This window comes from Leptolyngbya sp. CALU 1928 (assembly GCF_056784215.1).
Genome location: NZ_JBXBCE010000003.1, coordinates 127,486 through 143,253 on the forward strand (window position 1 = coordinate 127,486; position 15,768 = coordinate 143,253).

At 49.4% G+C, this 15,768-nt stretch carries 8 protein-coding genes; 2 read left to right on the forward strand and 6 right to left on the reverse strand.

The window, feature by feature from the left end; translation table 11 throughout:
- Positions 1–7 precede the first annotated feature (7 nt).
- Complete coding sequence (locus AC1S5B_RS18805; RefSeq protein ID WP_482037232.1) at positions 8–2,413, reverse strand: hypothetical protein; 2,406 nt, start codon at positions 2,411–2,413, stop codon at positions 8–10.
- A gap of 184 nt (positions 2,414–2,597) precedes the next feature.
- Here AC1S5B_RS18805 and AC1S5B_RS18810 point away from each other — a divergent pair, with 184 nt between their 5' ends.
- The gene (locus AC1S5B_RS18810) at positions 2,598–2,738 is read left to right on the forward strand and encodes a hypothetical protein (RefSeq protein WP_458652232.1); all 141 of its coding nucleotides are present in this window, start codon (positions 2,598–2,600) and stop codon (positions 2,736–2,738) included.
- A gap of 153 nt (positions 2,739–2,891) precedes the next feature.
- The gene (locus tag AC1S5B_RS18815) at positions 2,892–3,656 is read left to right on the forward strand and encodes a hypothetical protein (protein WP_482037233.1); all 765 of its coding nucleotides are present in this window, start codon (positions 2,892–2,894) and stop codon (positions 3,654–3,656) included.
- 65 nt (positions 3,657–3,721) lie between these two features.
- Here AC1S5B_RS18815 and AC1S5B_RS18820 read toward each other — a convergent pair whose 3' ends face one another.
- The 5 genes from AC1S5B_RS18820 to AC1S5B_RS18840 all read right to left on the reverse strand — a co-directional run bounded on the left by AC1S5B_RS18820 (position 3,722) and on the right by AC1S5B_RS18840 (position 15,756).
- Positions 3,722–11,032 carry a strawberry notch C-terminal domain-containing protein gene (locus AC1S5B_RS18820; protein ID WP_482037234.1) on the reverse strand — a complete coding sequence of 2,437 codons (7,311 nt, stop codon included), beginning with the start codon at positions 11,030–11,032 and terminating at the stop codon, positions 3,722–3,724.
- Positions 11,033–11,063: 31 nt separating this feature from the next.
- Positions 11,064–11,186, reverse strand: a complete 123-nt coding sequence (locus tag AC1S5B_RS18825) for a hypothetical protein (RefSeq protein ID WP_482037235.1) — start codon at positions 11,184–11,186, stop codon at positions 11,064–11,066.
- Positions 11,187–11,301: 115 nt separating this feature from the next.
- Positions 11,302–12,984, reverse strand: a complete 1,683-nt coding sequence (locus AC1S5B_RS18830) for a hypothetical protein (RefSeq protein ID WP_482037236.1) — start codon at positions 12,982–12,984, stop codon at positions 11,302–11,304.
- Positions 12,985–13,003: 19 nt separating this feature from the next.
- On the reverse strand, positions 13,004–13,522 hold the full coding sequence (locus AC1S5B_RS18835) for a hypothetical protein (protein WP_482037237.1): 519 nt from the start codon (positions 13,520–13,522) through the stop codon (positions 13,004–13,006).
- Positions 13,522–15,756, reverse strand: a complete 2,235-nt coding sequence (locus AC1S5B_RS18840; RefSeq protein ID WP_482037238.1) for a hypothetical protein — start codon at positions 15,754–15,756, stop codon at positions 13,522–13,524. The genes AC1S5B_RS18835 and AC1S5B_RS18840 overlap by 1 nt, the downstream gene beginning before the upstream one ends.
- Positions 15,757–15,768 lie beyond the last annotated feature (12 nt).

Here is a 15,768-nt window from a genome sequence, read left to right on the forward strand (position 1 = left end):
TGACCTCCTATTTGACGCGATAGATTTCTTCAGTTGGAGCTTCACCAAGATGAGAACTGTTGTTGTAGCTACCTGCAAAGTTGCGATCGGATTGCCAGGAAAACGTTGCTCGACTGGACGAATTGGATAGAACACGAGTGCAACCGTCGTTTTGACAAATTCCAATATGCTCATAGCCTCTTGCCAGGATGATATCTCCGGCTTTCGCTTGAGAAGGCGCAACACGAGTTCCCCGACCGGATTTCATGGCAGACGCAACCGAGGGCACATAGTTTGGGTTGGAACCAATCGGGGCAATGCCTGCATCTGCAAGCACCTTATTCACTGCCCAAGCACAGGCTTCCCGTCCTCCTTGGGGACCCATGCTCGTATTCATTCCTCGCAGTTTCTGAGCAGTTTGCATAATCCGATTATTCTTTGCTCCACCTCCAGTGGAGCCTCCAGTAGAACCATTTGGTGATGAACAAACAACAGCCCCAGAAATATCTTTTCCGGCAGCACTGGTTCTATTTGCCGATCGCAAGGCTCGCTCAAATCGTTGATACTTTTCGTTGACAACCCCACCAACTTTGTCGTAGTCTCCATTGACAACACCACGAGCACAGACTAAATCAGCTTTAGAGCCACTGATACACTGTCCAATATTGCGATTGGTATACCAACCTTCTTTCATGCCACGGCACAACGCATCCGCAGCGATTTGAGGTTGGTGTAACCGCTTGTCACTTAACCCCTTGTAGCTAGGCAACCCTAGCTTCTGGAAAACTTTCCGTTTGTTCTCACACCACGTCACTTGAATCAATCCTTCACCCCAACCGCAGGAGTCATACATTGCGCGACTATATTCATTGGTTGTGTTGAAGTGATCCGTCTCGTGTTCAGCCGTAGCGAGAATATAGGCAAGTTGATTTTTGTCTGTCACCCCAGCTTTCGCACATGCTTGCATGATGTGGGGTATATATTTTGCCGCTTTCTGCATCTCGCCATTTGGTAGAGCAGATAGTGCAGCTCGACTCACGGCATCCAGCTTACTTGGATCAATCTGGCAGGTTTCTGAATTGTCACTACTTGAGCCTGAATCATATTGGTCAATCAGGTCTTGTACTTCTTGAGGAGTTTCAGGTGGTTCAATGCCTGCGGGCGGAGTCATGGGAGTCAAACCGACAAACACCATGCCCTTTTCTTTAGTTGGTAGGAAGGGAACAGGACCGATGAAGTAAGGTGTGCAACCCAGGTCGATCGCTCCCCGGTGACAGACTCGAAAATACAGGCTGAATTGACCCGTGCCAGAAGATTCATCTGTTTGGGTTAAAACGACTTTGAAGGCAGGACCAAACGGATGCCGTCCAGTGGGTTCTTTACCACCATTGAGTTGACCGAGGATGCCTTCTCCACCTCGCACCATTTGCTCTCCTGAACCTTTACCACCGCGAATCCATCGAGCATTATTCAATTCAGGAGAACCTGCTGATCCCAGACTAAGTGGCGATCTCAGTTCAATGTAGTCACACCCTTGAGATTGGGCACAGGGGTGTTTAAATCCAACCTTGTCGCTTCCCGTAATTGAGAATTTTGTGGGAGTCTGACGTGATTCTTTATGCGAGCGATCGCCCCCATAGGTCACGTCATGGATGGCAACAAAGCCGAGAAACTGTCCTGGACTCAGTGGGAATTGGGAAAACGCAACTTGAGAGAGTCCTGGCACTCCATTCACAAAGGCAGTCTGCCAGTCCTGAAAGTTGCCTAGCTGAACCTGATCCAGACCAGGAATTTGGGTGAAGCTGTACTGAGCGAGTGGCAATTTATCTAGAGACAGACTGCCCAACACCTCATGGTTGGCGATCGCGGAGATTGGCGCAGCCAGCACCTGTCCACCCCAGTCGTTTAAGTTCAAATTTTTCAGTGCAGCTTGGGGCAGGTTCCTATTCACCAAGTCCACAAGTGGTTTGACCTGACCCAAACGCAGGTCTCCTAAACCTGGGATTGCGCGCATCAGGCTGGCGATCGTCTGTCGCCCAATGAGGGGAAAGTTGCTCAGACTAATGGCGTTTAAATCCAGTCCTGATAACTGAGCAATGTCATTCAAGCTGAACCCTTGAAAGCCAAAAGCATCTTGAACGTCGCCGAGCATCATGACATCGCCCAGTGAAGTTCCAGCTTGCCAACTGCGAGACGGGTTGTACCCAAGCTGACTCACCGCATCGGTTGGAATGTCGATAGAGCCACCGTCTTGAAGTGTCGGGAGGCTTGAGAAAGAGATGCTACCCCAATCTGGAACGGGAGCACCGTTGTAGGTCGCAGTTGGGACGTATGTTTCAGCGGCTCTGGCGATTGAGGGATTACCAAAGATTCCAGTGAAGACCAGCAGAACGGCAAGGACGATCCAGAGGAGATGTCGAAAACAGGCTTTCATAGAGGGGCTTAAGAACCACACTCTACGAGCCTATGAACGCCATCTGACTGGCGTATGGCACTGGTTAGGGTCTGTCTGACAATACTGAGATTTGTTTGAAAGCCCTAAAGGAGAGTCACTTTTTAGAGAATTAAATACAATTGGTTCCCAGCAACCTCATTAACAATGAGTCACAGGAGCCAGCATGGAAGAATTTGCTCAAATGTGGGAGAGAACAGAAAGGGATCGCCATGCAGCGTTGTTACGACAGTTGAAGTGGGAATTTTCCAGCCAACGACAAGAACCTTCTAATCCAGCAGTCCTCTCTGAGATAGTAGATTATTAAGAACTTCTGATGAGCGTAAACACCTATTGGTTTTGACCTCTCAATTAAAGCGTGGAGAAGGTCAACTACAGGGCAAGCAACGCAAGATTAACTATCGGAGTGCTGATAAATTCATCTTCAGAAACTCTGTCTATCGAGCAAAGGAAACCTTCAATGGCAGTTCAGACAAAACGCTGGTTTATCAATCAAGAAGGACCGAACCCTCAGTCACTTCAGATTGCCTTCTCCTGGTTACAAAGGCAAATGACCACCTCTCCCGCACATCAAGGTCTTCTTGCGGTTCCTGTGAAAAAAACATTGGAGAATATCAAGGGCGCACTTGGCGAAGAGACAGCAAAGCAACTGCAAAAAAACAACACAGTACAGCTTAAAAGTGGCAAACTTCACCTAATGACCGAGAGCATTCGCCGATCCTCATGGGCCGGTCCAGTTCTCGTGCTTTATCCACCGCAACGATTGCTTGATAGTGTGGATGAGTTACAAAGCGTGTCAGAAATTTTGGTTGTTCCTTGGTCCATTCCTGAAGTGCAACCTTGGATTCAAATGTGGGATGTCTATGAATTAGGAGATACTTCTCCACACCCTCCAAAAACTTTCTTGAACCCAACAGTTCGAGCTGCACTTGAAAGCCTAACAACACGAATTAATCTTAGTACAGGTTTATCACACCCCTCAGACAAAGCTGCCGCGATTGATATGTTCCGACTACTTCACGTTGCTGGGGAAGTTTTCAACCCGGATGAGGTAAAGTCGTGGCTGGTGTCTGAATTGGGTTGGCGACCGCAGCAAGCTAATGAAGCTGCGGAGATTGCCCAGAAGGTACTTTCAGGTACAACTCTGCGAGCAGCCAACCATCCAAGGTGGGCTGCTGATATTGTGTCTATGTGGCGAGAGAAGGGGGCACAATATCCCATTTGAGTAGTTTAAGAAGTTCTAGCAAAAGTATTATCTGTACTGTGTTGAAGAGGGAGAGTGTCACGAAGTCATCGATCGAACCCCACCGCATGTAGTCGTTCAACGTCTTTTTCTTGTCGTTGAGATTGTCGTTGCAGGCGATTGGCAACCATTTCAAATCGGTGAGCGTCTGCCGTTGTCACTCTGCTTGCTTTCACATCTGGTTCACCCTGCTCTACCTTTAAAATCATTCCCCGACCCGACTTTAGAATTTCTGAGGGAAGATTCTGACGATCTGCCTCCGATGGCTGAACTCCACGCCCTTTCGCAAAAGCATAAACCGTATTTTGTTCAGCGTAAACCGTGTAGGTACTGCCGATATAGCCAATTCCTTTCCTAGTTTCTACCGGTTCTCCCCCAGCTTCCAGGATGGTGCTGGCGTGATGGGCAATCACTAATGTCTGCTCACGCCAAGCAGATCTGTCCTGATCCATTGCTTTTAGGTCGCGATCGCCCAGTGGTTGCGCCTGCACAAAAGCCTTGCCAATTTGTTCAATTTTGCTCAAATGACGATCTGAACGCCCGACATCTCGCGCTTGGCGATACCAGTTTCGGACATCCTCAACACTAACCTGTCGTTGAGATTGCTCCGGTTGCTCGGTTGTCGGAACCATTGAGGCAGGAGAATTGGGTTGAGCCACAGAATCAGGCATAGCGTTAACAGCAGCAATCGGTGAAACTGATGCAAGTGGCTCTGATTGACTGACAGATTGTTCTTGTTTGGCTTGGGCGATCGCAACTGTTTCCGCAGGCGATCGCTGAGTTTGATAATTTGCCTGATCCAATGCCGCCGCCGTCGCCCGAAACGCTTGCAAATCTGCCTCCAAAATGTTGCCCGTGCAATCGGGGTCGAGAACTCCCCCAATGCTTTGAGCCGTCATCTCACTCCCATCTTTGCCAACCACGAAGAAGTTATCGCTCAGGGGATTGTAGCTGATGTCGTAATTCTGACTGAAAACTGTCCAGAACTCATCATTCGCATCCAATTGAAGTTTGTCTATGGCTTCCCCATAGGCGTAGGCACGTTCTGCAATTTGAAGGATCTCTTGTCCCCTCCCCAATTCAGTCTCTCTTGCTTGCGCTGAAGAAATTTCAACGTCAAAGTTTTGAGTCAGTTGCCCCTCACAAAGTTCTACACCGTCATGCACAGTTTGTGTAGTAGCTTCCACCATACCTGACTCAATTCTTTCAACGGCTGGCATGGTCTGTGTTGTCTGCCTCGCTGCCCACGCTTGTTGTGCCGCTTCTGCAAATCCTTGATCCAGAATATTTCGGGCAAACATGGCTCCAAAGCCTTTATCCAGTCCGCGTGACTCACCGCCTGTGAAAGGATTTTGAACCGCTGTTTCACAAAGTTTCAGATGCCCAGTATCAGAAAGATGAAACACAATTTCGCCGTCATGAACCAAATCAAAATCGTCTTGCCGATAGTAGGTGCAATAGAGAAGATTGTCATGCCGTTCAATGACCAGTGGGAGGTATGGCTCATTCTCAATTCGGAGATGAAAGTCTCGCTCTGGCTCTGGTACGTTGAAGATGACATCCGCAAGTCCTGCTTGATCGAGAAATTTCGCAATGGTTTTCTCTGCTCGACCAAATTGATCCTTGGAGGGCAAAATTCGAGAGGTTTCCATTGCGTCTTCAACAGTGGCTTCCGATTGAGGCGATTGACCTAGCCCCTCTTGCGAGTGGGTTTGGTCTGAGCGCTCCAATTCACTCTGCACCACTGTTTGAATCGCTAATTGCATAAATTCAGGAGTTAGCCCTATGCGATCGCGCTCCGGGTAATGCTCTATAAAGGCAGGGGCAATTTCTGAATCACCAACCTCGTTCTGCTGCAACCATCGACGCAATGCTGGGGCAATTCGCTGAACTTCTGTATCTAAGTGCTGCACAAAGCCTTGATGCACTTGCTGTACAGCAAACTGAGCGTAGTTGGCTATATCCTGTAAACCATTTGCCATGACAGCTACATCAGACTGCATGACATGATCAATTCGCGTTTGAGCAGGATATTCCATCCAATTTGCCGTTGCTCCCTGAAACTCCAACCGCAAATAATCATCAGGAGCCTCAAGCACCCGTACAGTAAGATCGCCTAAAGCCGTTGAGAGCGTAGCCGTTGCAATTTCACTGGAGGCAATGGTATCTCCATTTGGTGAAGAATCCCCACCCGGACTTGCCTCTTCTACGGATGAGACAATGGGCAGTTCGGCTTGGATTGGAACTGTTGAGGATTCTGGGGTCGGAGATACCGACCCCAGAATTGGCGGTTCAACGGTTTCCATTGTAGGCAGATCCAACCCCATCAATTCCCGCGCTTTGTCTTGATGGGTGAACGCCCTGAGTTTGCCGTGAGACTCGTAGAGATAGGTCAAAACCGCCTCAACCTTGTCAGCCTCAACTACCAAACGCATTCTCTCTCCTAGAGAAGTAAATTCCGCTCCAGCGACAGCAATCAACCCCTCATCCAGAAAGTAATCTCCCCCTTTCTGCTTACTCGCGTCAGTCATGAGAGCTAGATTGCCATCTCGAAGCCCCATCACCGATAGCCTCTGGTCTACCGATTTCAGAGTCCCTTTGCTCTCTGTTACCTCCAAAAATCGCTGACAGGATTCCGGTGTGGTCATGATGACAGGCTGTTCTTCCAGCGCCTCTTCAATCTTGAAGTTCCGCGCCATCAGCATCCCCTGGTGGATCTCACCGTCCTCAGTGGTGTAGTTAATCAGCTTGCCTGTAAACTGCTCCGCTGCCCGAATGACGTTGCCTGTGAAAATTTGGCGTTGTTCGCAAACCTCTTGCTGCTTTTCGTCAAACTTGTTAATAATCTCATTGCCCCGCCAGTCCAGCACCTCTTGTCTCAAGCTGACTCCAGTGATTGATTCCGTATTGATTTTGGAGAACGGAACGATGAGTTGCTGAGTCGCATCTGCCACCTGGATTTGAAGTCGCCACATCGAGGGAGCAACTGGATTTCCTTCTTCACTGGAGCGATCAATGACGTTTTGCACAACGCCATAGTGAAAGTCACCATCTCGATTTCCCGTCAAACAGACGGACTGACCCACTGGAAACTGCTCTAACCACTGCTCGACGGTTCGAGCTTGTCGGTTGAGTTTATCGTTTAATTGGGTGATTTTGAAGGTTAGCTTATCGTTCGCTTCGGTTTCACTGCCTTCGTTTTCAGCATTTTCCTGTCCACCGACAAACGATTGAGTTAGCCGTTCCAGTGTCCGCTCTCGATAAACTTGGGTGCGTTCTCGCAAATTCTGAATCGTTTGCTGAGTCTGCTGCTGTGCCCGTTCATCAATCAAACTTTCATCGTGTTGCTCCAAGGTTTCAACGGTTGGTAGTCCCAGTTCTTGCCGAACCAAATTGGTTACTTCCAGCGCCGTTAATGGCTTCCGGGGTGATTTAGCCTCAACAATCTCCAGGAAAGCTGGCTCAGCAAATGGGCTGTCAACACCTTCTTTAGCAGGCATGACTTCCATGCGAGCAAGAGTTTTTGCCTGTAAATCGACGGTTTCTGCCTCCAGAGAACTGGTGCCCATCGCTTGTTCTCGTTCCAGCAGTTCCAGATATTCCCGCTCAATTAGCCCATAGACCTGTTCCTGTTGGGGCAGCGGTAGCAGGGGAATGCGTCCAGTGACTTTGGCGATCGCCCCTTCTGTGTCGATCGTATTCAGATCAGAGTCCTCTGTCAGCCCGGAGATGGGGTAGCCTAACTTGGCGTGCAGGTCTGGATGGTTTGCCATCACTTCAACGGCTACCTGATCGCCATACTCATTCAGGAAATCTACCACTTCACCCAGGCTAAAGCTGCTATCTCGTGCAGCGGTTGTGTTGGCGTTGAGGGATGCCATCTTTTTGAGCAATACCGCAGCAGGACGTTTCTCCGCCGCAATGTCACCCATAACCAGGCTGAAACTCGGCAGCTCTACCTGACCTGTCCGGTGAATTCGGCCTAGGGTTTGCATGAACTGATTGATGTCCAAATCCGGCTGACAAATCAGCATATGCCGGGAACGCTGATCGGCAAATCGCTCGGAGGCATGAAGGCTGATGCCCGTTGAGCCAGAGCGATTGAGAATAATGACATCCATCTCCCCAGCATTAAAGGCAGCGACATTTTGAATCGCGGCTGTCGTCCCTCGTTCTTTGCTGGAGCGGGTTTGATACGTTTGCAATCCATCGGAACTATATTCAATCCGATCGTCGCGCCCAGTGATTTCGCCAGTCCGGTAGCCCTCTTGCTCCAGGCGATGGCGGATATAGTCAATCGGAGAAACCGGAATCCCGCTCCAGTCGGTTTCTTGAATCAGTTCTTTGGTCTCCTCATACAGATGCAGTGCGAGAGGATTTAACTCTTCATCCGTTAGTTGGCGGCGAGTGCGATCGCCAAAGGCATCTTTTTCAATCACATCCCGTGATCGTTCCAGATACCGAAGCAGTAAGTCTCCAGCACTCAGATCAATTGGATCACCAGGTTTGAGGTCTTGTTCCTCAGCCGCACGCCCGATCGTACTGCCCATCGTGTTGTAGAGGGTGATGACAGGTTTTTGGTTATTTCGCAAAATTGCCAACGTGTCCTGCACCGTCTCCTCGGCTTTCAGGGCTAACAACGTCTGCCCAATGACATTATGCATGATGGAGGTGAAATTGGTACTGCTGGCTCCAGCCGCACCCGTTGAGCCATCTGAAACAACCTGTTTAGCTTCTTTCTTCAGGTCTTTATCTATTTGCTTAACAGAAACTTTCTTGGCACGGTCAAACTCCATGATGGAACTCATGACCGTCGCCATATTCTGGGCGATTTCTTTATCTACCTCAACCACTTTGGCTGAAAATTCAACGCCTTCAAAGGAGCGTTCTCGCCGCAGGTATTGACCCGACTCCGCCAGTTTTGCCGCCAGCATTTGCTGGAGTGGAACGCCACCGGATTGGACAATATCGCTGAAACTGAACTGGTCTTCAACAGCATGGCGCATCCCCGTGCGAGATGCATACAGGGTCATCGTGTAAGGATTTTTGGCATAGGTGGCAGAGGAGAACACAACTCCACCCGCCTGTTGTACCAGCGATCGCACAAAATCGGCACGGTTTTGAGGACCCGACTGAGCCGTATCATTTGATGTCCCTCCGGCGTTGTGGCTTTCATCAAAAATGAACAAGCTTTGAGGGGCAATCGATCTCAAGAAATCTCGTCGTGCGGTTTCTTGACCTTTAACAGTCTGCAACTGAGAATAAGTCGTGAAAACGATATTGTAGTCACCGAGATCTTGCTGCACTGCCAGTCGTTCTAGCAAGGCTTTCTGCTCTTTACTTCCCCCTGTTTTGCTCTTGGTGCCATCTGGCAGGTTCAACGTAAAGTCAGAGTTCGTCACCAGGGGCTTAATCGTTTCGATGCCCACATCATTCAGGTCACGCAGGAAGTCCGTGTAGAGCTTTGCGTCATAGGTGACGAACACCAACGTATTGACATCCTGAGAAGATGGCAGATTCAAGGTGCCACTGAGTTGAGCCTTGGCAATTTCCGCCAGTTGCAGACCTTTACCAATTCCGGTCTGATCTCCCAGAATAAAGGCTTCACCCTGCTCTAGGTTGTCGATCGCCAGAGCAACACTGTCGATTTGTTCGGCAAAGGGCTGAATCCGAGTTGTGCCCAGATTCACCTTGTAATCAACAAAGGTGTCAATTGAACCCACTTTCTGCTCCAAGCGGATCAGCGAGTCCTTGACGGCAGTTTGCAGATTCGTCGGCACCAATGTTCCAGCATAGGGTGCTTGACTCTGCGGTTGGTAGGGAACTTGCTTGATGTCGTTATCCATGATGGCTGTTTCCAATGAAGTGGTAGTAGCGGCTACAGGTTGCGGCAAACGGTGATCATCCGGTTCAACCACTCCTCCAGCGATGTCTCTTGAATCAAGGTTTGAATCATTTCCAGTCCATTCCCGGTCGTCGGTTGAACCGGAAAGTCGAATAGTGTCACTCCTTCCCTCCAGTCCGAGGGACGCAAGAACAGCATCGCCTCCTGGAGTTCCGTATTGCTCGTCGTCAGAGCTTCTGCCCATACCAACGTCGATTCGTCCATTTCTGGCATCACCAATTGGTACATCTCGCCCTGACTGAGCGTATTGAGGATCTGCTGATATAGCTTCTGCTCGCTCAAATTCTTCTGTTCCAACGTCTCGCGAATCAGCCAGTCCAGACGATCGCTCAGGAGTTCCAGGTATTGGTTGTAGCTCTGGATTTCGGTCACTTTCTGCGGTATGAGCACTGCTGTCAATTGCAGAATCAGCGAGTCCTCGGTCGGTGGAGTCCAGAATTTCGAGGTGGACGGGAGATAAATCGCCATCGGGTAGCAACTCCTTGAGATCAGAGAAGGAACGGTAAACAGTGGGTAATTCAGCAGCAGGGTAAGGTCGGGCAGATTTGCCCCTACCCTCAATTACAATCACGTCGATCGGGAAGGTTGTTCCCTGTTTAGAGTAGAGGCTTCCTGCAATACAGAAATGCTGGGTGACGTTGTAGTTGTCGTACAGGCTTTTGTAGAAAGGAGCATTTTGCCGCGAGTTATAGCTGGCGATAGCATCAGCTTGATTTCCAGTTTTATTCCCCATTGGCGCGCTGAGGATGAGAACAGAGCGTCCATCATCTTTCATTGCCTGAAGTGCCTTAAGGGCAATCGTCTGGTCAATCTGGGTTGTGACATACTGCGGAGTTGCAGGTCCGCCCCACACCAACCATTCTTTTGTCCGCCCATTCTCCTTCACCGACCCAAATGGAGGGTTGGCTAACATCACATCCACCTGTTCAGCAGGTAAGTAAATAGCCGCGTCATGTTCAGTGACGGTATACCCCTGCAATCTCAGGTCAGTTACCCGGTCTGGATTCAACTCATTAACGACTGCCCGTTGGGGATTTGTCGTGAGCAGGAGTGCCGCATGTCCCGCTGTTGGCTCGTACACGGTTGTCTCTGCCGTGATACCTGCTAGAGAGGTTGCCAGAAATGCGATCGCGATTGGAGTACTGTAAGCCTGCTGGCGGACGGATGTGGAAGAACGAACCCCTAACGTTGGTTGACGCTCTAGCAAATCAACCAATCGATCAAACGCTTCATGGATGGTTTGAGATTGCCCAATCATTTCCCGTGCCGATCGCACAACCGCCGCTTCCATTGCCTCATCCACAACTTTTGTGAGGGGACTCCCGGATGGAATGGCTGTTCCCAAAACAGCCTCAGCCTGCGCCCGTGCTTCATTAATCCGGGCGTAGCTCTTTCCTTGAATTAAATGACTCTGAAATGATTCGATCAGAGCTTCACGGTCAATGTCAGGCATGATTGAAGCAAACCGTTAACTGTTAAAGGGTTTAGAATTTTGTACTGGGTTCAAACATTTGGTCTAGGCGTAACTCAACATCCGGGTCTTCTTCTCGCAGAACTAAAGAAGCATCATCAGAGTCATAGTCGGCTACTGGGAGAGGGGCATTCATAGAAGTGTTATCACTGTGTGGGTGGCTCTCATCTTTAAAAGCAAGAGCAAGGGCACTCCACGCATCACACCAGCTACTAGGAAATCCATTTGATTTAGGCAAGAGAGGACTCCTTTTAATTCAATTCAAAGTCGCGATTCGTTTCTTGGGCTTGAGCGACCTGTTGAAGCATTTGCATCACCTTGCTGGCACGCTCAAAATCTTGTGTTTCGAGTCGCGATTCAATCTGATCACCCTGCTGATGATAAAGTTCACCCCGACCATCAACAGCCATCACCACAAGCGAATTTGAGCCAATCTCAACGGAGTAATGATGGTCTTGATAGTGATTCGTCTCGTTGTATTGGGCGACAGATCTAGCCGCGATCGCAAACTGCTCACTCTTCTGGGCATGGTGTTGTTCTCCCCGTTCGGACCCCCGGACATTTTCAGCATCCTGCCGCATCAAAGACAAAGCTTGACTCTGTTCACGGGAGAGTGTGTCCGGCTGCTCCAAAACCGTGATTTTGGGGTCTTTCTGATAGAAAACGCTCTCCACTTTGAACCGCAGTAGGTCTTGACCTGTTTCTCTATCACTCAGCCGATAAGTGTTTTGCCCCTCAAAAGCGACACGGAAGTCGTGGTGTTCATACTGCCGTTCCTGGGTACGCTCAAAACCTTGATTGAAGACTTCTAATGCCGCTTTTGCAGCCTGGTGAGTCCGAATGGCAGCAGGTCGAGAGGCAAGCCATTGCCCTGCCTTCTCCAGCCCGCGTCCACCTACTTCTAAGGCTTTCGTCCCTCCTGCTTGTAACGAGCTTTGAGCCTGTTGTTTGAGAGTTTGAACCCGCTCACTCCCAAGTTCTTCTTGAACCGCTTTGAAAATCTTTTTCGCCCCCTCTAGAACTGTTTGCTTCACCGTCTGAAACGTTCCACTCTCCAATCCATCCTTCACCGCCTGTACTGCCCTCTGCGAATGAGCAGCCAAGTCTTCAACAACGGATTGGAAAAAAGCTTTGCTGTCAGATTCTGGGAGCTGGGCGATTTGCTGCGATGCAACCACCAATGCAGGAGGTAAGTCAATCGTCAGCACCTGGGCAAAATGGGGTTCTTGAGCAGAATCGTGGTAAAACTCCGTGGCGATTGTCAGGCTAAGAGGTGGCTCAGCTACCCATTGAGAAAACGCTTGCGCGATCGCTGGAGAAGTTCCTGCTACTGCGATCGCTTCGGTTCCCATACGATAAGCAACAGGCGATTCATTCAGCATCACAGCAAGATTGTTACCTTGCGCCACCAATGCATAGTCGCCAACCATCACAACAGGTTCTGTTAAGGATGGATCACCCAACGGATTCATCAACTCATCAGCCATAGAAATAATGGCTTGCGCCGCCTCTTGTGGAGTGGTGATAGACAAGCCTTCAGGCTCAGAAACGATTGCCGCTATTCCCGCAATCTGAGTACTCCAGGAATTATCCAGGCCAACCTCTGTCTCTGGTTGCCAAAGCGCATTCGTAGAAACAACCCCATCTCGTTCTTGACGAAATAAGATGTTGTCCCCAGAGCGAATTTCTAGTTGCGGATTTTTCTGGGCGTAATCGTTGAGTTCACCCCCCTGACTGGGTGCCTCTTTGATAACTGCTGAAATTAAATCAATCCGGTCTTCGGTTAGTTCATCGCGTTGTTCACCGGATGCCATCTGACCGAAAATTGTGCGCCCATTTTTACCAAATCGAATCTTGAGATCCATCGCCTCTGGATCAACACCTGACCTTTCAGCAATCGCATCAATAAGTTGGTTAACTGAAGAAGTTGACATCGTAAAATCCCTCGCAAACTTATGCAGCTAAACGTCCGAGAACCTCGTCCACACGAACCATCGCAGTAGCTCGATTTACAACAACCTCTCCCTGTACTAATGCCAGAGCAAGCTGCTCATCAAAGTAGATTTCCATCAAAGGAGGCTGATACGTTTTAGGGCATGAACGCAGATAACCGATTAGCCCGTTTATCCAGCGGATAAATAAGATCTCATCAAACCAGATCTCGATCACCTGGGGGGTGTATTTGGGTGGCAGTGGCGGCTTACGGTTTTCTTCAATCAGTCGTTCAATCCAGCCCGGATTCTCGCTTAAAGCCACAAGCGCTTCTGAAGATAAGCCCCAAGAAGCAGGAACTAGAATTGCAGGACGCAGTTGACCAAGAGCCTGATGCAGGTGAGAGTTGTTGCCACTGTCACCAGTCGTTCTCTCAACCTCAAGAGGGGTTAATTTCGTTTCCGTAGTTGCCGCCTTAAAGGTGTCGTAAAAGTCCTGCCACGGCTGTTGCCAACTCGCAGGAATCAACGGATTATGCATTATTCACACTCCATTTCATAGTCAAACTGCTCATCAACATCAACATCAGCAGCCATTGCCAGAGTGGTCTTTTGAGTTAAGGTTGCAACGGCTTGAAAGTCTGATTCAGTAAAGTCAGTTTGCACCTCGCTTGCCAAACCAACAATCAGCATTCGTCCCTCCGGCGTTTGCAACTTCAACAAATTATTTGCATCAAAACTCGCAGTTAAACCGCTGCTACTTTCTTGGGCGATCGCAACATCTGGATTGGAGTCCAGGTAGTCGGCGATCGCCGTTAGATTCTCCCAAACGACACTGGATGGCTCGATTAAGGGGAGAGCCAAGTCCATTTCGCGGTCTTTAACGTCCGTCTTCACTTCGTCTTCAGTGGCTTCCACATGCGCCACAACAGAAGCGGTGACGATTGGTCGTCCCTGGTCATCTACCTGCACTAACACAACGGGGGACTCTGCCACCACTGCTCCATGTAGATATTCTAAGTCTCCAAGCTCTTTTCCTGTAACCGTTTCGACTTCCCCAATGGGTCGCAAGACCATTTGAGGTTCGACTGCAATCTGCCCCAGGTCTGCTGCCAGATTGCTTAACCCTTCTAGTTGAGTTGGGAGTGTTGGACCATCTTCTACACCTGCAATCGAAATAAATGGCTGTGCTGTATCTTTGACGTAAGCACAGATACCTTCCAATTCTGTTGAGCCTTGATAGGGACGGTACAGCTCATAGCGCACAGCACCCGAATAAATCTTTAGCAAGTCTTGCTGGGCTTGTGGGTCAAGGTAATCCGCGATCGCTTGAGCCGCAACCAGACTACGCTCTTTTAACTCAGCCCCTTGATGGTCAAAAATGGTTGCGATGAGTGTTTCTCGATCCAGTCCTGCTCCAACAGAAGCCAGAGGCATCCTGATTCCGCAGATATCTTCAGAGGCTTGCTCCAGCAGTTGATTGGGCATGGCGCGGTAGTATTGCTCTACCGACATCGTTTGTTGAGCATTCCACTGCCCAAACTGCTCAACCTGTAATATTGCAGCCGCTTGTTGTTCTAGCCCGTAGGCGATCGGTTCTAAATCTTCAGCTAAAGAGACATAACTGCCATCGGTTTGGCGGGTCAGAACAGGCTTAAGAACCTCCTGGTTTTCAGAAGAAATGCAACCGATTTCGGTAACATCCTCAGCATCCGAACTAATTTGCAGATTGTAGTAAGCAGTTCGGACAGTTACTTCTGCGTCAGGTTGAGCAAAGACATTAGCTGCATCCACTAACCGGGCTTGAACAGCAAATTGAGCCTCTACCTGCCGCCCTAGTTCGCGTTGCAGAACGCCATAAGCTTGATTTGTCAAAAGGGGCTTGAATTCTGGTTGCCCCAACAGGTCTTCTTTAAGTTGACCAGACAGTTTGGCGGCAATCACCACTTCTTCGTTTTGGAGATCAGGATTATTCTCATCTGGAAGCTTGAGTATCCATACCCCTTCATCTGACGAGCCAAGCATAAGGTGAGGGGATGTTCCATAAATTGGGTTGCGCTCCTCATCAATCTCAAGGCTCATCATTCGAGAGCCACTGTCCGATGGTGCAGCGTAAGACTCCAGCAGATGATTAGCGAGGTCTTGAAGCTGTTGGAGTTGAATCTGTCGCTGCCCATTGGCGACCGCAACTGCATTCTGCTCCACTAGAACTGGATACAGTGAATTCGCTGCAATCACTCCTTGTTCAGTTTGATGAAATTGCTGCACACCATTGACTTCGACATCTAAAATTTCACCATCTACCACCTCTACAACAGATGCCTGTTGAGGTAACACCGGACGCTCAACTGCTGCACGCAAAGCTGCAATCTTTTCTGGAGGCGCTGCTTCCAACGCTTCAGGGATGGCGAGGAGCGGACGAGCAATTAATGTGTTGCCAATTTGAAGTCGAACCTCTGCTGCTTCTGAGGCTTGCAATAAAGGTGGATCGTTCCCTTCTATGGCGATTGGGTCAACTCCACGCAGCAAATCAGGTTCCCTACCGATCAGCTGTGCCTGCTCAGGGCCCATCAACACGTTCAATTCGGGGAGTACTTCTCCATCAATAAATGACTCCTCTTCCAACTCCGCCTGCATTTCAATGGAAGGTAACACAGGTTGTGGCTTAGGAATTTCAGGAATGTCCTGATTGAGTATTCGGGCAAGTGCTCGATAAAGTTCAGAAATATCCCGTTCGATTTTCTCGGCACTTGCTTCACTGACTGTAAATACCATCGTGTCCCTCCA